This window comes from Deinococcus fonticola (genome assembly GCF_004634215.1).
Lineage (GTDB): Bacteria > Deinococcota > Deinococci > Deinococcales > Deinococcaceae > Deinococcus > Deinococcus fonticola.
In genome coordinates this window covers 22,577-42,454 of record NZ_SMMH01000016.1, presented here as the reverse complement: position 1 = coordinate 42,454, position 19,878 = coordinate 22,577, and the positions used below count along the sequence as shown (strand labels likewise).

Annotated in this window: 16 protein-coding genes and 2 pseudogenes; 7 read left to right on the top strand and 11 right to left on the bottom strand. The window is 66.9% G+C overall.

Annotated elements, in window-relative coordinates:
• Positions 1-62: 62 nt before the first annotated feature.
• The 10 genes and pseudogenes from E5Z01_RS10960 to E5Z01_RS10915 form a co-directional block, all read right to left on the bottom strand.
• Positions 63-368 carry a YiaA/YiaB family inner membrane protein gene (locus E5Z01_RS10960; protein WP_119762279.1) on the bottom strand — a complete coding sequence of 102 codons (306 nt, stop codon included), beginning with the start codon at positions 366-368 and terminating at the stop codon, positions 63-65.
• A gap of 250 nt (positions 369-618) precedes the next feature.
• Positions 619-1,950 (bottom strand): 3-phosphoshikimate 1-carboxyvinyltransferase, encoded by a 1,332-nt coding sequence (gene aroA / locus E5Z01_RS10955; protein ID WP_135229398.1) that lies wholly within the window; start codon positions 1,948-1,950, stop codon positions 619-621.
• Between the two features lie 63 nt (positions 1,951-2,013).
• A complete protein-coding gene (locus tag E5Z01_RS10950; RefSeq protein WP_240738312.1) occupies positions 2,014-2,451 on the bottom strand; it encodes a hypothetical protein in 438 nt (145 codons plus the stop codon).
• Positions 2,452-2,546: 95 nt separating this feature from the next.
• The gene (locus E5Z01_RS10945) at positions 2,547-3,632 is read right to left on the bottom strand and encodes a glycosyltransferase family 2 protein (RefSeq protein WP_135229396.1); all 1,086 of its coding nucleotides are present in this window, start codon (positions 3,630-3,632) and stop codon (positions 2,547-2,549) included.
• Entirely contained in the window at positions 3,629-4,612 is a 984-nt protein-coding gene (locus E5Z01_RS10940; protein ID WP_135229395.1) for a 3-oxoacyl-ACP synthase III family protein, read from the bottom strand. Before E5Z01_RS10940 ends, E5Z01_RS10945 begins: the two co-directional genes overlap by 4 nt.
• On the bottom strand, positions 4,609-5,922 hold the full coding sequence (locus tag E5Z01_RS10935) for a F390 synthetase-related protein (protein ID WP_240738310.1): 1,314 nt from the start codon (positions 5,920-5,922) through the stop codon (positions 4,609-4,611). Before E5Z01_RS10935 ends, E5Z01_RS10940 begins: the two co-directional genes overlap by 4 nt.
• The gene (locus E5Z01_RS10930; RefSeq protein ID WP_135229394.1) at positions 5,915-6,760 is read right to left on the bottom strand and encodes an MBL fold metallo-hydrolase; all 846 of its coding nucleotides are present in this window, start codon (positions 6,758-6,760) and stop codon (positions 5,915-5,917) included. Before E5Z01_RS10930 ends, E5Z01_RS10935 begins: the two co-directional genes overlap by 8 nt.
• Positions 6,757-7,716 (bottom strand): NAD-dependent epimerase/dehydratase family protein, encoded by a 960-nt coding sequence (locus tag E5Z01_RS10925; RefSeq protein ID WP_135229393.1) that lies wholly within the window; start codon positions 7,714-7,716, stop codon positions 6,757-6,759. Before E5Z01_RS10925 ends, E5Z01_RS10930 begins: the two co-directional genes overlap by 4 nt.
• A gap of 57 nt (positions 7,717-7,773) precedes the next feature.
• Positions 7,774-8,322, bottom strand: a pseudogene (locus E5Z01_RS10920) (DUF1572 family protein).
• Positions 8,319-9,188, bottom strand: a complete 870-nt coding sequence (locus tag E5Z01_RS10915; RefSeq protein WP_135229392.1) for a glycerophosphodiester phosphodiesterase family protein — start codon at positions 9,186-9,188, stop codon at positions 8,319-8,321. Before E5Z01_RS10915 ends, E5Z01_RS10920 begins: the two are co-directional and overlap by 4 nt.
• Positions 9,189-9,424: 236 nt before the next feature.
• Here E5Z01_RS10915 and E5Z01_RS10910 point away from each other — a divergent pair, with 236 nt between their 5' ends.
• The 7 genes and pseudogenes from E5Z01_RS10910 to E5Z01_RS10885 all read left to right on the top strand — a co-directional run bounded on the left by E5Z01_RS10910 (position 9,425) and on the right by E5Z01_RS10885 (position 19,166).
• Positions 9,425-10,828, top strand: coding sequence for a vWA domain-containing protein (locus E5Z01_RS10910; protein WP_135229391.1), 1,404 nt, complete (start codon positions 9,425-9,427; stop codon positions 10,826-10,828).
• Between the two features lie 48 nt (positions 10,829-10,876).
• Complete coding sequence (locus tag E5Z01_RS10905) at positions 10,877-12,493, top strand: serine/threonine-protein kinase (RefSeq protein WP_240738308.1); 1,617 nt, start codon at positions 10,877-10,879, stop codon at positions 12,491-12,493.
• 58 nt (positions 12,494-12,551) lie between these two features.
• On the top strand, positions 12,552-13,508 hold the full coding sequence (locus tag E5Z01_RS10900) for an FHA domain-containing protein (RefSeq protein WP_135229390.1): 957 nt from the start codon (positions 12,552-12,554) through the stop codon (positions 13,506-13,508).
• A 2-nt stretch (positions 13,509-13,510) separates the two neighbouring features.
• Positions 13,511-15,430, top strand: coding sequence for a protein phosphatase 2C domain-containing protein (locus tag E5Z01_RS10895; protein ID WP_240738307.1), 1,920 nt, complete (start codon positions 13,511-13,513; stop codon positions 15,428-15,430).
• A gap of 124 nt (positions 15,431-15,554) precedes the next feature.
• Positions 15,555-15,620: pseudogene (locus tag E5Z01_RS20375) on the top strand (zinc-ribbon domain-containing protein); the annotation flags it as partial.
• Between the two features lie 9 nt (positions 15,621-15,629).
• Positions 15,630-17,948: a serine/threonine-protein kinase gene (locus E5Z01_RS10890; protein WP_240738306.1), complete on the top strand. Its 2,319-nt coding sequence runs from the start codon at positions 15,630-15,632 to the stop codon at positions 17,946-17,948.
• A gap of 15 nt (positions 17,949-17,963) precedes the next feature.
• The gene (locus tag E5Z01_RS10885; protein ID WP_135229388.1) at positions 17,964-19,166 is read left to right on the top strand and encodes an FHA domain-containing protein; all 1,203 of its coding nucleotides are present in this window, start codon (positions 17,964-17,966) and stop codon (positions 19,164-19,166) included.
• 12 nt (positions 19,167-19,178) lie between these two features.
• Here the strand turns inward: E5Z01_RS10885 and E5Z01_RS10880 are convergent, their stop codons facing one another.
• Entirely contained in the window at positions 19,179-19,796 is a 618-nt protein-coding gene (locus tag E5Z01_RS10880) for a hypothetical protein (RefSeq protein ID WP_135229387.1), read from the bottom strand.
• Positions 19,797-19,878 lie beyond the last annotated feature (82 nt).

Below are 19,878 nucleotides of genomic sequence, written 5' to 3'. Positions count from 1 at the left end.
GAAACTGCGCCGGGTGCCGGAAAAAACGGTTTAGTTGGTCTTAGGATTCACGGCCTGATGCCTCAGCTTTCGTACTGGCTGAGTACCTGTTCGGTGCGGGCCGATTTCACGCGGTTGACCAGGCGTTCGTATTCGTGCCGGTCGCGCAGGCTCTTGGACAGCGTGAGGGTACTGGCGGTCAGGAACAGCGTACCCATGTACAGGTAACCCTTGATCCACCAGTCCACCGGCAGGAAGTAGATGCCGACGATCATCAGGCCCAGCGCCACACTGAAGGCGATCCAGATGAAGCTGAGCCAGGCGGGCGAGTCGCCGATCACGTCGGGATTGGTGTACGGGCTGCTGGACGGTCTGGGTAGGGTCGTCATGCTGCATCAACCTCCTTGAAATCGATGTCGTCATCGAGAAAAACTCAGGAAGATGCACTCAGTTTAAGAGGTGACAATTGTCCCGCGCCCGGTTGGGGACGCCATCCAAGAAAACGTATTCAATGCGCGTCATAGGGCTTCCATCGGCTTCGTTCGTAAATCGGAATAGACCTGACTTGCAAACTCCACGCCCAGAACGCGTCCAGCTCCTTCTCGCGCGGCTCAGATTTCATCCCTCATCTTGCGAAATTCAATCGGACTGGGTATCGGTGGGCAGATAATCGAATCTGGCCCCCAGCGCTTCCAGATGCCGGAAGAACAGCGGGTAACTCTTGCGGACGTGATGCGCCCCGGTAATCGTGATGGGCGCCGCCGCCCGCAGGCCCAGCAGCGTCAGCAGCATGATCATACGGTGATCCCCGTGCCCGTCCGCCGTGAGCCCCCCCGCCAGTTCCGCCGTTCCCGTCACGCTCAGGCTGCCTTGCGTTTCGGACGCCGTGAGGCCCAGCCGCTCCAGTTCGCGCCGGGTGTCGCTGATACGGTCACACTCCTTCAGGCGCAGGGTGGAGACGTTTTGCCAGGTGGTCTGGCCCGCCGCGAAAGCAGCGGCGGCGCTCAGGGCCTGCACTGCGTCGGTAAAGGAGTCGCCGTCGCGCGTCACCGCCCGCAGAGGCCGCCCGCCGCGCACCACCAGCGTGTCCCCCTGGCGCACGATGGCCGCCCCCATGTCGCGCAGGACATTCACGGCTTCTCTCTCGCCCTGAAGGTCATGCTCGCGCAGGTTGGAGAGCTGCACCTCGCCGGGTAACAGGGCAGCGGCGCTCAGAATGGCGGCTGAGCCGGGGTAATCGCCCGGCACCAGGACGCGCCCGGCCTGGTACACCTGCCCGCCCGGAATGGAAATGCGGCTCAGGTCATCGCTGGCACTGGCGCGCACGCCGAACGCGGCCAGCGTGTCCAGCGTCTGCCGCAGAGGGGCGTGACTCTTGATGTCGCCTGTCAGTCGCAAATCCAGGCCAGCAGGCAATAGCGGGGCCAGAAACATCAGCGCCGAGGCGTACTGACTGGACTTCTCCGCACTTACCTCAACAACACCCCCGCGCACCGGGCCGGAAATGGTGATGGGCAATTTCCCCGCGTTGCTGCCGACCCGGGCGCCCAGCCGCTCCAGTGCGTCCAGCAGATCGCCCTGCGGCCGTTTCCCCAGCGAATCGGCGTAGTCCGTCACGAACGTCGTGCCCGTGGTCAACGCGGCCACCCCCATCAGGAAGCGGGCCACCGCCCCGGCATTGCCCGGATTCAGGGTGACGCCCGCCCTGGGGGACGCGCCAAACCCGCGAATCACGGCGTCTTCGCCCACCAGCTCCACGCCCGCCCCCCAGTCGCGCAGGCAACGCAGCATGGCCCCAGCGTCCTCGCTGGTCGCCACGCCCACCACCCGCGTTTCCCCGGGCGCCAGCGCCGCCGCCAGCAGATAACGCGTCGTGTAGTTCTTGCTGGGTTGCGCCCGCAGCGCCCCGTTCAGAGAAGAGGCGGGATGCACCACCACATCGAATTGTTCCGGCAGACCGTCACCACTCATGGCCGCAGCCTACCGCCCGGCAGAGACGGGGCAGGACGGGCGGGATAGGCACGCGCCCCCGCGCTACTTCAGGAGGTTCTGTGCCGTGACCTGCTTCGGATCTGGCAATTCGCACTTTTCGCCTTTTCCCCAGCCGAGTGGAGCGAGGTTCGTGCCGCACTTCTCCAGGTAAGCGCGGGCATAGGCTTCGGCGAAGCCTTCCGAGGCAGGCGCATAGTACTGACCGTAAATTTTTCCGGCATCCCCGAACCGGTTGTGCGAGTACAGCAGCCGCGAGCCGTCCAGGCAATGCCCGAACTCGTGCGCCAGCAGCAGCACTTTCTGCCGATCGGTGCCGTTCAGGAAGTACGTTTTATCCAGCATGATCACGCAGCCCTGGCCCATAGGGACGCTGCACCCCACCAGGCTGTCCTTGCAGAAGCCGAACTCGGCAGCGTTCACCAGTTTCACGCTTGCCTTGGTGTTCAGGGCGTCGATTTCCCAGCCGGGCGCGCTGAGCACTCGCGGAGCGCACGAGGACAGGAAGGAGCAGAGGACAAGGGGGACGACAGAAAGGCGCATTCAGGGCAGGGTAGCGGCTGAAAGTGAAGTGAAGGTTACTGCGGATAATCCCGGCCTTTCCAGGTGACGTGCGGTTTGAGGGCGCGGCGGTACCCGGGCAGTGCCAGCAGGGGTGTGATGGGCCCCAGCAGTCCTTCCAGCAGGTCGGCGGGGGCGTGCCGGCCAGTGACCAGATTCACCAGGGTTCGTTCCAGCAGGGTCATGGCCCGCAGAGCTTGCCAGGCGAGAGTTCGGGCAGGCAAGAGCCACGGCAAGGTGTAAGCGGCAAACTGCCACACGGCGAGGCCGACCATCAGAGGGCGGGAATTCAGGTGGACACCCACGGCGTTCTTGCTGAAACCCTGAATGGACTCCGGGTAACTGCGGTACATGCGCACGCCGATCAGGGTTTGCCCACTGGCCTGCGTGACGCGGTGCCCCCCCGCTTTCAGGTGGCGGGCGAACACGGTGTCTTCCAGCATCTCCATTTTCACGGTGGCGTGGCCGCCCAGTGACCAGTACGCTTCACGGCGGAAAGCCATGACTGCGCCGTTCGCCGTGGTCGCCAGGGGCCAGCGCGTTTGCAGCAGTGGATAGGGCAGGAAGGTCTGAACGACGTTATCGACGAGGGGCGTCAGGAAGCGTGCGCCCAGCGTCAGGTCTTCCGGGCGGGGCAGCACAGTCAGCAGGTCGGCCTGCCGCGCCCAGAGTTCGTGCACCACTGCCTGTGCCGCCCCCTCCTGCCAGCGCACATCGGCGTCCGTGAAGATCAGGATGTCCCCGGACGCGGCCTGCGCGAGTTGCTGGCACGCCCAGGATTTCCCCATCCAGCCGGGCGGAAGCGGCAGGCCCATCAGAACCTGGGCGCCCAGTCGCCGGGCCACTTCCGGCGTGCCGTCCTGGCTGCCGTCGTCCAGCAGGAGTACCTCGGTGACGGGTTGATTCAGCACGCCTGGAAGGGTTCGGGGAAGGTTGTGCGCCTCGTCACGCGCGGGAACCAGAATGGACACCTTCAAGTCAGCGGGAAGGGTGGGGGCTTCCCGCTTCAACCGGGGGAAGGTCAGGGCATTGACCAGCAGCGTGGCGCCTTTCAAAGCAAAAAACGCGAAGGCGAGGCCCAGGTACGCCCGTTCCAGTTTCATAAGTGAAAGATGCCTCCGCCTGCGATCAGGCCCGCTCCGGTGCCGACCAGCAGGATGGTTTTTCCCTCGGCCACCCGTTTTTCCCGCATGGCCTGGTGCAGCGTCAGGGGAAGGCTGGCGGCAATGACGTTCCCCAGGTGCGGCAAGGTGACTTCAATACGCTCGGCGGGCCAGCCGAAGCGTTCCATCAGCGTCAGGCCCGCCTGACTGGCCTGGTGCGGAATGACATGGTCGAGGCCGGTCAGGCCGTGACTGAGCCCAGGGCGCAGGCGTTCCAGGAAACCGGGAATGACGCGGCGCGCCAGTTTCAGAACCTGCAGGCCCTGCATGTCGAAGGTCAGGTCGGCCCGCGTCACCTCCGGTCGCAAGGGCGACATCAGCGACCCCCCGGCCCGGATACGCGTGTGCTCGGCGCCTTCCGGGTACGTTTCCAGCCGGTAAGCCTCGAGGCCCTGCGCAGCGTGGCGGGCTGGGCCGAGCAGCACCGCGGCCGCGCCGTCCCCGATCAGCAGCGTGCTTTCGGCCTGCGCGTGGTTCAGCCCCAGGCTGCCCGCCTCAGTGCTGACGATCAGGACGTGCCTGACCTGCCCGGTGTGAATCAGCAGGCAGGCGTGGTGCAGGGCCACCAGGAAGCTGAGGCAGGTGGCGTGCAGGCTGTACGTGCTTTTTCCACGCAGGCCCAGTTCACGTGCCAGCAGGGCGGCGCCGTCCGGGATGGGTTGCAGGTGGCTGCCACTGGCGTTCAGCAAGGCGTCCACGTTGTCCAGGGACAGCCCGGCGGCCTGCACGGCGTTCCTGGCCGCCTCGGCCCCCAGGGTCAGGGCGGTTTCATCGCCGGACAGCCAGCGGCGCTCGCGCACGCCGCTGCGGGCCATGGCCAGATCGGCGGGAACCCCGCACAGGGCGGCCACCTCGGCGGTAGGCACGATGCGCTGCGGCAGGGCCTGACCCGTGGCCAGAATGCGGGCGTTCAGTATCATTGCGTTTCTCCTCGAAAAAGCCGCTGCACCCGGCGGCGTTTCACGCCAGGAGCGGGCGCAGTCCAGGGCTGCACGTCTATCTGCAGGGTGTTCACGCTCACCCCGGTTCGGGTCAGGGCCAGCCGGAGTTCCTGCACGGCCTGCTCCGCCACCTCTGGATGCAGGGGATGCAGGGACAGGCGCAGCGACTCCGGCCCGGTTTGCTGAAGCTGGTACTCCTGCAGCAGCGGCACGCGGCCCAGTGCGCCGCGCAGAAAATCCGGCCAGACGGTTATGCTTCCCGACGGGCCAGGAAGGAGCAAGGCGTCGTCCTGGCGCCCGGCAATGCGTTCGACCCGTCGGGAGGCCAGGCCGCAGGAACACGGGTTCCCGAGCAGCAGCACGTCGTCCAGGCGGTGCCGGATGATGGGTTGCGTGGTGCGCCGGAAATCTGTCACGACTGGGCGCACGTATCCGCCCCCCAGCGGTTCCCAGTCGAAATGAACATGCGCTTCGTTCAGGTGCAGGTGGCCGTGCGGGCAGGGCAGCGCCAGTAAACCTTCGGTGGCCTGGTACACCTGCACCAGCGGCCCGAATTTGCGGGTCAGCAGGTCGCGCTCAGCGTCCTCCAGCACCTCGGCGACACTGACCACGCGCTGAGGTGCAGCTTTTGCTCCGGCCTGCGCGACCGCCCGCAGGACGCTGGGCGGCCCGACCAGCACCGTCGGCGCGTACTCCGTCAGTTGGGCCGCGAGTTCCTGCACGGGGCGCAGCAGGTCGAAGAAGCGGAAATCCAGCGCGCGGCTCTGCACCGTGCGGTACAGCCCTCCCTCGGCCCGCAGGAAAAAGGCAATGCGGTGACCGCGCAGCAACCCCAGCGGCCAGTCCGGCAGCAGGTGACGCAGCACGACGCCCGCCCACTGCACCCGCTCGGCGCGACTGGCGACGAACACGCCCTGGTTGCCACTGGTGCCGGTAGACAGGCCCACCGTGACCGGGCCGCGCGTTCCCGCCAGGGTGGGCGTGAAGTCCCGCGAATCCTCGGCCTGCCGGGCCACCCGCAGGGCCTCGCTGAGGCGCAACCCGGCAGTGTTGAGCGTGTCGAAATCCGCCATCATCTCGGCTTTCCCGGTGGGCGGCAGTTCACGCCAGCGGCCCAGCGTCAGACCCGCGCGTTGAAAACGCCGCGCCGTGGCCGGACTGTGAAGCGCCACCCAGCGCAGGTGCTGCCTGATCTGACGCTCCTGATGGCTTTCCAGGGCGGCCCGGTCACGGAACATCAGGCGCCCCTCCAGCAGGGCGTGCTTCAGAACGTGCAGGGCGTCAAGCACGGCCCACCTCGGGCGCGTCGTGGCTGACGATCACCTGGGCCTGCGGGTGCCCGGTCAGCCACTCGCACAACCGCCGGGCACTGCGGGCCTCCTGCGCCGCATTCCAGAAGGCCAGGCGGCCCAGCGGGTGAACCGGAAGCCCTTCCCGCAAAGCGCGAACCGTCCAGGCGGCGTCGGCGGCCAGCACTGTCAGGCCCGCGCCGTCGCCCTCCCAGGTGGCCTGCGGGTGCGTTCGGGCGATCAGCGCCACCATGCCCGGGGCGTGACCCGGCACGCGCACTGCCAGCACACTTTCATCGCCGAACACGTCCGCCACTTCTGAAAATGGAGAAAGGCCGGGCGGCGCGGCCGTGAACTTCAGCGGCTGGATTCGGGACGCGAAATCGTCGGGCAGGAGTTCCGGCAGGAAGGCGCGGCGCACCGCCTTCACCCCCTGTAAGCCGCGCAATTCACCGAATGCAGGAGCGTCCAGCAGAAACCGGGCCTGTGGGAAATCCCGCAAGGCACCGACATGATCGGCGTGCAGGTGCGAAACGATGATTTCGCGGATGTCGCTGGCAGACCAGCCCAGTCGGGCCAGTTGCGCTCTGGCCGTTTCGCGTTCGTCTAACCTGACGGGCGTCACCAGGCCGTAAAGCACGCCCGGCCAGCGGCGCATGAGGCGCCTGACCAGCGAACTGTACCCGGTGTCGAACAGCACCGGGCCACGTTGCGGATGAACGATCAGCGCAAACCCGGCGGGAAACGACTTCACGCGCCACGGCTCCCCCTGCCCGGTCACTGCCGCGAAATTGAAGCACTCGCCGGCCCGCAGGGGAATCACCTGAACGGTGTTCACGCCAGACTCCGCAGCACTTCCGCCAGTCCCTCAGGCGGGGAAATGACCGGCTGATACCCCAGGCGTTCACGCGCGCGGGTCAGGTCAAGCGTCATACCCCGCGTCAGGAGGCGCACGCTGCTGGCTGTAATGGGCGGTTCAGGCCGTGCGGGATGCAGGGCATACACGCGTTCCAGGACGCCTGCTGCGCCTTCCACCAGTCGCGGCGGTACGTGTCGCTGCGGGCGGGTCAGATTCAGGGTGTCCGCCAGCAGGTCGATGGTGTGCCAGATGGGCGTGGCGACCCCGTCCGTGACGTTGAAGATGCCCGCCACTCGACTGTGCAGGGCCAGTTCCGCCGCGCGAACCACGTTCCTGACGTGCGTCAATTCTGTGAACACTTCCGTGCGTGTCAGGCGCGGCAAGTGCCCCGTTCGCAGGGCACGCACCAGGCGCGGAACGATACTCGTGTCGCCCACCCCGTAAATTCCGCGCGGGCGAATCAGGCAGGCGTCCGGGCAGGCCCGTTGCACCGCCACTTCCGCCTGATATTTACTTTTCGCGTATAGGCTATCGAACGTCGGGCCAAGAGGCGTATCTTCCCCGACGTTCTGCGTCCATCCCGTGGCGTTGTAGACGCTGGGGGTACTGACGTGAACGAGGCGCAGGCCACGCCGCGCACACGCCTCCGCCACAGCGGCGCTCACCTGAACGTTCTGCCGGTAAAAATCCGGCCAGCGTCCCCACAGGCTCGACAGGGCCGCCGCGTGAAACACCGCATCCACACGGTCGAACAACGGCTCCCATGACCCCCGGTTCAGCAGATCAACCTGCACCCACTCCACCCCGGCCGCCTGCAGGGCCGCCCCCCGCACCGGGTCACGGCCCACCCCCACCACGTCCATCCCCGCGCTCTGCCACAAGCGGGCGGCTGTTCCACCCAGGAACCCTGTCGCTCCGGTCACCAGCACGCGCATCCCCAGAGCATAGCCCCTTGCCCAGACTTCACCCGGCGAAACGAGACGAGATACAAATTAGCGTGGTTTTCGCATCATCTCTGCATTGAAGGCCGCCGAGCCGCCACGCGGGATGCTGAGCGACCGGAATTCCCGCCCGCGCAGGGTTTTCACCAGGAAAACAAGCTGGTACACGTGCCCGCTGTAGTGCGCCACCTGGCGCTGAATGGCTTCCAGAATGGTGTGCTGCTCGCTCCGAATGGTCAGTTCGGCAGTCAAGTCGTCTGGTTTGAAATTGTCCAGGGCCTAGAGAAAGACCTGCCAGCCCTCGTCCCACAGCGCCAGGAGTTGCGCGGGCGTCTGCTGGCCTTCCGTGAATTCCCGGTCACGGTCGCGGCCCGCCGTTTCGCCTTCCGCTCCGGCAGTGAACCCGTGCTGGAACGCGCCCCAGCGCGAGTGCATGTTGCCGGAAAGGTGCTGAATCAACACGGCGGCAGAGTTGCCCTCGCCAGAAAGGGCGAGGTGCCATTCCTCCTCACGCAGCTGGGTCAGGGCACCGTCCCCCAGCGCCTTCACTCCCCGCATTCGCCCGCGCACGTCGCGCAGGTACAGGTCAGCGAGACTCACCCCGCACCCTCTTCAGCCAGCACCTTTTTCAGCACGTCCGGGTAGTCGGTGATGATCCCGTCCACGCCCATGTCGATCAGGCGGCGCATCTCGGCCTCGTCGTTGATCGTCCACACCTGTACGGCGATGCCGCGGGCGTGCAGGGCGCGAATAAACGCGGGCGTGACCACCTCCAGCCCCTCGGCCCGCACCGGAACCTGAGCAGCCACCGCAGACGGCGGGGTTTTGGCCAGGCCCGCCAGCCCGACCTTGCTGAGCAGCACGAGGGGCCGCAGTTCCCGGGCAGTCATGCTGGTGCCCACGCCGGGACACTGGCGCCGAAAGTCGTTCAGGGCGTCGTCGCTGAAACTGGCGACAATCACTTTGTCGGTCATGCGCATGTCGCGCAGCAGCTTGCAGAACGGCGCGGCGAGGCTGGGCGCCGCCTGCTTGAGTTCGATGATCATGGGCGTGTTCGGGAAACTGGTCAGCACGTCCCGAACCTGCGCCACCTGCACGCCCTGCCCACGGAACGGGTAGGCCTTCTGGCCCTGCGGGTCAAGCGTGAACCCCGCGTCGGCTTTCAGCACCTCGGAAAGGGGCAGGTCTGCAATGCGACCCCTGGTGTCGGTCAGGCGATCGAGCGTGTCGTCGTGCGAGAGCACCAGCACCCCGTCACGGGTGGCATGCATGTCCACTTCCAGCATGTCCACACCCAGTTCCACGGCCTTGCGGTAAGCCAGCATGGTGTTGCTGGGCCACAGGCCCTCACCGCCCTGATGCGCGATGTTCAGCGTCCTTCCCTGAATGAACGGGCCGGGTTTCGCCGGGCCAGTCGAACAGGAGGCCAGAAGCGCGGGCAAAAGCAGCAGGGCAGGTCGGCGCATGCCCGCATTCTGAACGATGAACGTCAGGCGTCAGCAAGTTGCCTACCGGGAACCCTCACCGAGGCCGCCGCGTAACTGGGGGCACTATGGTTTCCACCAGCCACGCCCCCGACCTTGATGAGAATCCTCAAACAACCGTCATTTTAACGCCCGTCTTGCAAGGCGCCGGCCATAATGGCGAGGAAGTGACGTTTAAGAAGTGAAGTTCAAGAAGTGTGGTTTGGGAGGAGACTTGCATGCTTGATGCCAAAATCCGAGCACATCGTGAATTCCTGCTGGCACAGACGCCGGGGCAGAAGCTGTTCCTGGCGCTGAGTGTCATGCCCACCGGGGAGGCCCGGCAGGCGCGGCCGGCCCTGTCGGTGGCGTTCGTGGTGGACACGTCCGGTTCCATGCGCGAGGTGGTGACCGAGCCGACCGAGCGCACCGGACAGCACACCCGCATCGACGGCCGTGATTACGAGGTGGTGCGCGGCGCGAAAAACAAGCTGGAACTGCTGACCGAGGCGCTCAGGGCCGTGGTGCATTCGGATCTGCTGCGCCCGGAAGACCGCATCGCGCTGGTGAAGTTCGACGACATGGCCGATGTGCTGGTGCCGTTTACCCCGGCCACGGACCGGGCGCGGCTGCTGGCGGCCGTCGAGCGGCTGGACTGGTACTCGGGCGGCACGCAGATGGGCGCGGGCATGGTGGCGGGCACGAAACTGCTGCAAAGCGAGTCGGGCAGCCGCCGCATGGTGCTGCTGACCGACGGGCAGGCTTTCGACGCGGCGGTCGCTGAGGATCAGGCGCAGGAACTGGCGCACCTGAATGTGCCGGTCACGACGGTGGGCGTGGGCGATGAGGTGAACACGGAACTGCTGACCCGCATCACGGACCTGACGCAGGGGCAACCGATCGACGTGGTGCCGGACACCGACAACCCGCAGCCTCCGGCGGTTCGCGCCACCGAGTTGCCGGCCGCCCTGCTGGGAGACATGCAACAGGCCGTGAACGAAACGGTCACAAACGTGCAGCTCTCGGTGCGGGCCGTCAAGGACGTGGTGCTCGACCGCGTGACCCGCGTGCAGCCCACCCAGACCGAAGTGGCGAAAACGGACGGCCCGCTGAACCTGGGCAGTGTGGACGTGACGACGGGCGCCACCTACGTGCTGGAGTTCACGCTGCCCGCCCGTCCGGCGGCGCGTATGCGGCTGGCGCAACTGGGCCTGACCTACGAGGTGCCCGGCGCGAACTACCGCGGCGAAGTGCCGCCGGTGGACGTGGTGGTGGAATTCACCGCCGACGAGGCGCAGGCCGCCCGCATTGACCCGGAAGTGATGCAGTGGGTGCAGCAGCGCAACATCGAGGGCCTGGTCGCGCAGGCCACCCGCGAGGCGCAGAGCAACCCACAGCAGGCCGCCAAAACCCTGGAACTTGCGCGCAGCATGACCCAGCGCCTCGGGAACGGCGCGATGACGCAGGTGCTCGACAGGGCCATTGGCGAACTGGGCAGCAGCAAGACCATCAGCCTGGGCACCGCGAAGACCATGCGTCTGGGCGCCAAAACGCAGGTGCTCAGGAGCGGCCCGGAAACCCCCGGCAGCACGGACGGGGCACTGCCCAGCGACGAAGAAATCCGCAAGATGACCGGGGCATAAGGATGATGCTTCGCACGCCACCCTTCCCCTTCTGGCGAGGTTATTAGCGTGGCCCTGGCCTGTCCCGTTTGCGGTTCGCCCGTTCAGCCCACCGACCTGAGTTGCAAGACGTGCGGCGCCCCCCTGAACCCCAACCCCCAGTTTCCGGCGGGCACCACGCTGCATAGCGGGCGTTACCGCGTCAACCGGGTGCTGGGGCAGGGTGGCTTCGGCATCACGTACGACGCGCAGGACACGCAACTGGGCATTCACGTGGCTGTCAAGGAACTGTTCATCGACGGTTCCACCCGCCGGGGCCGCGATGTCCTGCCGCCGGGCAGCTACACGGCCGCCGAGTATCAGGAATCGAAACGGCGCTTTGTCGAGGAAGCCAAGGTGCTTTACCGCTTCAACGACCCGGGCATCGTGCAGGTGCTGAACTACTTCGAGGAAAACAACACCGCTTACCTGGTCATGGAGTTTCTGGAGGGCGCGACGCTGGGCAGCGCCATCGAGAAACGCGGCCCCATGCCGCCCGAAGTGGTCATGGAGGTCGCCCGCTCCATCACGCGCCCGCTGGCCCTGGTTCACAACGCCGGACTGCTTCACCGCGACATCAAACCGGACAACATTTTTCTGGACAAGCAGGGGCGCGTCATCCTGATCGATTTCGGGTCGGTGCGCACCTTTCAGGCGGGGCAGACGGTCAGTCACACGCGCCTGGTTACGCCCGGTTACGCGCCGCTGGAGCAGTACAGCAGCGCCGCGAAATTCGGGCCGTACACCGACATCTACTCCCTGGGCGCCACGCTGTTGCACGCCCTGACGGGTGTGATGCCCCCACCCGCCACCGATCTGATGATGGGCACGAAGCTTCCGGTCATGCCTGCCAGCACACCCCCGGTGCTGCGCGAGGCGATCACGCGGGCCATGTCCCTGAAAATCGAGGATAGACCCCAGAGCGCCGACGACCTGCTGCGGCTGCTGGGCGGCGCACCGGCCCCCGCGCCCATGCCGCCCAAACCCGCCGAACCTCGCCCCGGCCCGACCCCCAGCAACCCCACGCGGGTGGCGGCCAACCAGTCACAGCCCGCACGCCCGGCGCCACCCAGACCCCAGCCTGTACCCACACCTCAACCCGCACCCACTCGCAGCCGCACGCCAGCCCCTGTCCCACCAGCCGCCGCGCCCGTGCGCCAGTCGCCCGCGCCACCACCCCAGCCCGTTCCCGCGCCCCGGCCTGTCCCGGCCCCTCGTGTTCCGACTGCCCCTATTCCTGCTCCTGCTGTTCCGGCACCGCCCAAGCGTCAGCCCGCTCCTCAGCAGCCCGCAGCGGCCGGCAAGGCGCGTGCGCCCATCACCCGCGCCGTCCTGCTGCTGTTCTTCCTGGGGTTCGGGGCGCTGTTCGCCGTTTCCGCCTACCAGAGCGGCCTGATGGGCCAACTGCCGCAGGGCGACCAGACCTTCATGCTGGGCGCTGGCGCGGTGGGGGCGGTGCTGGGGCTGTTCCTCGGCATGCTGGTGTGGGCGGCCATGCCCATCCTGCTGCCGCCCGTGGCGGCCCTGGCGGCGGCGTACCTGGCCAACGGGTACGGCCTGCACTGGCCCACCGTGGGGAGCCTGGCCATTATGGCCGCCACCCTCTCCATTATTTTCATGCGACTGATTCAGAGAATTTCTTTCTGAAGGTCAATTCCGTTCAAGTCGTCTTTGACTCGCTTCATTCATCCGGGAGGAAACAACCATGACCATCAACTGCCAAGTCTGCGGAACCGCCAACCCCGACACCAACAAGTACTGCGACGGCTGCGGCGTCGAACTCACGCACAACACCCCCACCACCGAAACTGCGTCCATGAACGGGGCCGCTGCACCCGTTGCCGAAACGGCGGCCATGTCCAGCCCGCCCGTCAGCGAAGCTGACCCCATCGACCCGGCCACGTCCGTCCCCACGCCCGACGGCATGATGTCAGACACGGCCTCTGCGGCCGCCGCGCCCATCACGCCACTGACGCCCCCGGAAACCATCGGCTCAGGCACCACGCCCAACCCCTACCGCACGCCCCTGTCCGAAACGTCCATCGGTCAGATGGACAGCGCCCCCGCGACAACGGCCAGCGCCACTACGCCCGAATTGACCGCGCCTGAGTTGACTGGGCCCGAGTTCACGGCGCCCGTTGCTACCAGCACTCCTGACGTCAGCAACGCAGATGCCAGCCTGCCCAGCGAAACCGCCGCTCCGGTGAGTACCCCCGCTGTGGAAGTGCCCCCGATGGAAAACACCACCGCCCCGGCCAGCACCGAATCCCCCGTCATGGCAGCCCCCATCAGCAGCCCCACCACCACGACAGGGACGGGCGGCGCGGCAAAGTTGGGCCTGAAGAAATTCGGGCAGCCCACCGGGGACTTCATCCCCCTGAACGGCGAGAAACTGGTGGTCGGGCGCTTCGACGCTTCCAGCGGGCCGGTCGATATCGACCTGGGCGACATGGCCGGCAAAGAGCACATCTCGCGCCACCACGCCGAGCTGTACAACCAGAACGGCGTGTGGCACGTCCGCGACCTGGGCAGCACCAACGGCGTCTTCCTGAAGAAGAAAGGAGAAAGCACCTTCTCGCCGCGCCTTCAGGAACCCGCCGCGCTGGCCGACGGCGATGAACTGGCGTTCGGCAACGTGATGCTCACGTTCAACCAGGGTTGAGGATGACCCCCCCAGACGATCAGAACACCCCCGACTTGCAGGCCGGACTCAGGGATATTTTCAAGGAGCAGGTCGAACCGCCCGCCGAGCCTTCCGTGGATATCGTTTTCGATGCGGACGGCCTGAACGCTGCGGATGAAACGGCGGTGACGAGACTGCAAACGGAAAGTCCAGCGGTCAGTCAGGAAACACAGACGGCCCTGGAGGTTCCACAGGTGGAGGAAGGAATGCCTGCGCCCGAGGTGCAGGCCCCCCCTTCGGCTCCGCTGGAGTCCGTGCCCCTCGAACCGGCGGTGGATGAGGCGGCAGAAGACACAACTCCCGCGCTGGAACCTGCCCCCGCCGTACCCGAGTTGACCGCGCCTGACCTGAATGCACCCGACCTGGCGGTGCCCGACTCTCCCTCACCCGGCCCGGTTGCAGCACCCCTCCCGGTTCCAGCTGCTCCAACGCCCACCAGCGCGGGCCTGTCGAACGACCTGGAGGAGGTCGTGTACGAGTCCACCGCGCCCGTCAGCGGGCCGCAGGAAGGTCAGGACTTCGGGGCTTACCACCTGGATGAAGACCTGGGCCGGGGCTGGTTTTCCGCGCACTCGCTGACGGACAGGCGCAAACGCGACGTGTACGTGCGACCTGACCCCCTGTGGGCGGGCGTGGCGGCCCACCGCCTGCTGCCGCAGACCACGCAGGAAGGTGACCTGCACGTGGTGGAGCCGATGGCCGGGCCGCCTCTCGCCACGCCCATTCCCGCCGAGCAGGCGCGCGCCTACGTGACGGAGTTCACGCGGCTGCTGTTCGCGCTGGAGAAACAGGGCTTCGCGGTGACGGACATCGACCCGCGCAGCTTCCTGCAAACGGCGCAGGGCCTGAAGCTGCGCTTTCCGCCGCGCCTGGCCCGCCTTGGCGAGGCAGTGGAGCCCACCCTGCGCGACGGTTTCACCCCGCCCGAAGTGCAGGCCGGGCAGGCCGCGACCGCCAGATCCGGAATTTACCTGCTGGGGGCGCTGCTGTTCGAGTGGCTGACCGGGCAGACCATCCCGCCCGAAGGCGTTTCAGCCGTGACGCTGGCGGGCGTGAGCGCCCCGGGGATGCCTCAGTTGCTGGCGCTGATGCTGACCGACGAAGCGAACCGCCCGACGCCCACGGCCCTGCTGGAGTACCTGAAAGTGCAAGCTGCCAACGAAATTCCCAAGTACGACATCGCGGCCGCCACGAACATCGGCCTGAACCCGCAACGGCCCACCAACGAGGACGCTTACGGGTACTTCATGCGGCAGGTGGAAGCGCACGCCGCCCCCGAAATGCTGATCCGGGCGTGCGTATCGGACGGCATGGGCGGCATGGCCGCCGGTGAGGTCGCCAGTCGCGCGGCCGTGCAGGCCTTCTTGAACTCCACTTACCCCACCCTGCCGGAAATGGTGTGGGACGCGAACGCCGCCGTGGTGGCCGCCATGGACGGCAAGGACGGCGGCTGCACCATCAGCGCCGTGGAGATTCGTGGAGCACACCTTCAACTCGGTCACGTGGGCGACACCCGCGCTTACCACCGCACGGGCGCTCAGGTCACGCAACTCAGCAAAGACCACTCCTACGTGGCGGCGATGGTCGCCAGCGGTCAGATGACGCCCGACGAAGCGCAAAACAGCCCGGACCGCAACAAGGTGCTGCGTTCTCTGGGCAGCCTGCGCGTTCCGCAGGACAACTACGTGCAGACGCTGGACACCCCGCTGGAACTCAAGCTGGGCGACCGCATTCTGCTGGTCAGTGACGGGGTGTGGGGCGAAGTGGAACCCGCCGAACTGGAGCACCTGCTTTTGACCGAACCCAGCCCCCACAAGCTGGTGGACACCCTGCTCGAACGCGCGCTGGCTGCCGGCGCTCCCGACAACATCACCGCGCTGGTTATCGAACGGATCAAGTGAGTTTCCAGCGCCCTCTCTAACTCGCGCTTAACCCGGTCGAATCAGAATGCCGTGGGTCTCCCCCACTTCCTCAAAGGAAATGTGAGGGTGTGGCCCACTCCGTTATGATTCAACCGGGTTTCCTATGAACTGTCCTTACTGCGGCGCACCCGTGCCTGTGACCTCGACGACCTGTCCGGCGTGTGGGAGTCCGCTGGGCATGTCGGCTCTGGCGGCGGGTTCGGTGTTGCAAGGGAGCCGTTACCGCATCGATGGCGTGCTGGGCCAGGGGGGCTTCGGAATCACCTACGCCGCGACCCAGACGGTTTTAAATGCCCCCGTGGCGATCAAGGAGTTGTTCCCGAGCGGCACGCTGCGCCAGGGGCAGACGGTGTTCCCGCCGGCGACGTTCGGTCTTCAGGAGTGGTCGCAGGCCAAGCGGGACTTCACGGCCGAGGCGCAACTGCTGGCGCAGTTTCAGCACCCGGACATCGTGCGCGTCCTTGACCTGTTCGAGGACAGCGGCACGGCTTACATGGTGATGGAGCGGCTGGCAGGTGAAACGCTTCAGCAGCGCCTGGAGCGGCGGGGAGCCCTCAATCCGCAGGATGTTCAGGGGCTGGCGGAACGGGTGGCGCGGGCGCTGGGTGTGGTGCACAGCGCAGGCCTGCTTCACCGCGACCTGAAACCGGACAATATTTTTCTGGAGGCGTCCGGGCGCGTGGTGCTCATAGATTTCGGTTCGGCGCGCGGGTTCGTGGCCGGCCAGACAGTCCGGCACACGCGGCTGGTCACGCCCGGGTACGCCCCAATGGAACAGTACAGCAGCGAGGCGCGCTTCGGGCCTTACACCGACATTTACGCGCTGGGAGCCACCATTCACCACGCCCTGACCGGAAAAATGCCGCCTTCCGCGCCTGACCTGATGACGGGAACACCTTTGCCCGCCTTACCTGCCAACACGCCCGCCGGCCTCCGGGACGCCCTTCAGGCCGCCGTGTCCCCGCGTGTGGCGGACAGGGCGCAGTCCGCGCAGGAATTCCTGAGCTTGCTCTCAGGGCCGCCGTCCGCCCCGGCGGTTCCCGCGCCTGCGCCTCAACTTCCCACTCCTCTGGCACCGCCAGCGCAAAAGAGGGGTTTTTCAGCGTGGCCGCTGGCGCTCGTCGCCCTGGCGGGAGCGGGGGGATTCGCCCTGCTGCGCGGCCATGACCGGCCCTCTCCTCCCGCCGCTGCAACTCCTGCTGAGCCGCCGGTCGTCCCGGAAGCGAGCACCCCGCCCGCCGACCCGGCCATTCCACCCGCCCCCACGGCTGCCCCACCGACAACTGCGCCGACGGCCACGCCAGCGCCTCCACCGCCAGCGCCCGCATCGGAAGCTGCCCCGCCTGAGCCTGCCCCACCGGAAGCGGAATTGCCCGCGCCCGCCGAAGCGGAACCCACCCCTGACGTGCCGGCCATCTCGGCCGGACAGGTGCGGGAGTTCGTGGACGAGTACCTGCGCCTGGGCGGGCAGGACGACCTGAACGCCAGCATGAACCTCTACGCCGAGCAGGTGGAGTACTTCGATCAGGGCACGCAGTCCAGAGAGGCGCTGATGGCCGACAAACGCGCTTACTTTCGGCGCTGGCCGCGGCGTTCCTACCAGAGAACCACCGACATTACCCTGCACGGCAGCGGGGACGTGCGGCAGGTGCGTTTCGATTACCGCTACACCGTCAGCAACGACACCAGGGAACTGAGCGGCACGGCGTACACGGTTCTTGATCTGGTGGGCGACGGTGAACACCTGGTCATCACGGCGGAACGGGGGGCCATTCATCCGGAAACGAAGGTGGAACGTGACCTCGCCCCGCAGAACGCCGATGAGCTGTCCGCTGCCGCCGAGGCCCTGACGAACACGCTGAAGCCCACCCTGACCGAGGGGAACAGTGGGCCAGCCGTGTCCCGCCTTCAGACGCTTTTGCAAGCGCAAGGCGCTGAGGTTGGCGTGGATGGTTTTTTCGGCCCTGAAACGGCGGATGCCGTGAAGGGGTTCCAGCAATCACGCGGGCTGGAGGCAGATGGAGTGATCGGCCCGGACACCTGGGCGGCTCTCGAAGCTCAAGCAGACACGACTCAGGCCGCGACCACGCCAGCCGAGGCCCCCACCTTCGCGCAGTGGTTCTTCACGACGTGTCAGGACGCGCAGACCGGAGCGAGCCACACCGGCCTGACGCTGGGCGCGTTGCAATTCTGCTCGCTGGTCATCGAGACCGTGCCGAATGGGGCACGGCCGGTGAGTGCATCGTTCTCGTATGAGCTGGAGTATCTGGAAGACGGCGAGGCGAGGAAAAAGACCATCGGCGCCCGCAGCCGCTGGCCGGCCGACGGGGAACCGGCCGTGAACTTCGAGGAGCAGGGCAACAATCTGGTTTTCAGCCTGCCGTTGACGGTGCGCGAGCGGGAGGGTCGGCAGTACACCAGCATCAACGTCATCGGGGACATCGTTTTCGATAACGGGAGGACGAAGCGTGTCTACGAGAAACTTCCCATTCAGTAGGGGCGTGTCCGGCCCATGAACCGGACGCTCCAGACCACCCTCCTCGGCGCCCTGGGCGGCTTTCTGGGGTTCGTGCTGTCGGAAGTGCTGGTGCCGCAGTCCGGTTCCGGCGGGTTCCTGGGGAATATCGTCGGCACGGCGTGGTGGACGGCCCTGCTGATGCTGCCGCTGACCCTGCTGTTGCTGGCGGGCGAGAACCTGCTGGGCATGCGCGGGCGCTGGTCGCGCGGGCTGGCGCAGGTGTGGCTCCCGGCGCTGCTGCTGGGAGCATTTTCGGGCGCGCTGGCCCAGTTCATCTATGCGCTGGGGTTAATGGCTGGCCTGCCGGGGCGACTGATGCGGGCGCTGGGGTGGGCCGTCATGGGCGCGGGCGTGGGCCTGCTGCTGGGCCTGCACGACCGCTCGCCGGCCAAGGCCCTGCGGGGCGCGCTGGGCGGCGCGGCGGGTGGGTTCCTGGGCGGGCTGGTGTTCGACAGTTTCACGGCCCTGCGCTTTGGCGAGGAGGACACGGGCACGGTGGCCCGCCTGGTGGGCCTGACCCTGCTGGGCGCAGCGATCGGCTTCATGCTGCGGCTGGCCCAGGAGTTCCTCAAGGGCGCGTGGCTGCTGGGCACCACCACCGGGCGCTCTGAGGGTAAGCAGTACATCCTGGGCAAACCCGCCGTGACGGTGGGCCGCAGCGAGACAAGCGACATCAGCCTGTCCCACGACGCGCAGGTGCCCTTGCAGGCCGGCACGCTGGTGCAACGCGGCGGCAGCTGGCACTGGGAGGGCGGATCCATCCTGATCAACCGCCAGCCGAAAACCCGGGCAGCGTTGCAAAACGGTGACCGCCTGACCTTCGGGCAAACGGAACTGGTGTTCGGGCAAAAAGGCCAGGCCGCTTCCAGCCGCGTGCCCGTGCCGCCGCTGGCGTTGCAGGCGAACCACCAGGCGGTGCATTTTCCGGCCGACTTCCAGCAGTTGAGTCTGGGCACGGGTGGAGAGCTGCGCGTTCAGGGCTCGGGCATTCAGGCGCACCACGCCATCATCTCCGCGCTGCCCGACGGCACCCTTCGACTTCACGCTCAGGCGCCGCTGGAACTGAACGACCGGCCCCTCGCGGCGGGCACCACTTCGCCCCTGCGCCCCGGCGACCTGCTGAAACTGGGCGACACCGAATTTGCGCTGATCAAGTCGGACCCGGTGACGCTGAAGCAGTCATCTGCCCAATGCTGAAAAGGAGGGGGATCAAAAGGGCAGCGTCACCGTGCGCCCATCGGTCAGTTTCAAGGCCACCTGCGGCCCATCGGCCGGGCCGGACTCCACCTGGCACGCCTGCACGCCGGCCGGCACAGGATCGGGGATGACCTGCCGACACGGCACCGCCTGAAGCTCCAGCGCAGGGGGCTTATTCGCCTGCACAAATGCCGGAAAATGGGTCGCCACCCTTCCCGCGTAGGCCCTGGCGTCCACCTCGCCGGCCTGCACCCGGTCCGACACCTTGCCGCCGGCACTGGACACCTGGTACTGCCGCCCACCGTCTACCGTCAAGGTCACCAGCAGGCCGTCGTTCACCCGCTCGATCCGGCAGGACTGCACGCCCGCCGGAATGCCGGGAACCACCTTCCCGCACTCCTCGCCGCCCTGCTCCAGGCCAGGGATGCTACTGCCCGACTGCTGCTGCACGGCACCGATCACTTCGCGCCCGTAATCGCGCACCTGACGCCCGCCCCAGGTCAGGTACGCCACCATCGCCCCCACCACTGTGGGCAGCCCCAGCACAATCAGCCACACCAGGCGGGCCGCCCGCGCCCTCTCTTCGGGGGTGGGTTCACGCGGGGGCTGTTTTGGGGGGGGCGCAGTCACCCGCCCATGCTAACGGCCCCAGCGGAAAAAGGGCAGGACTTGCCGGCAAGGAACGCAAACTGGTGTCCACGCACGGGGCCAA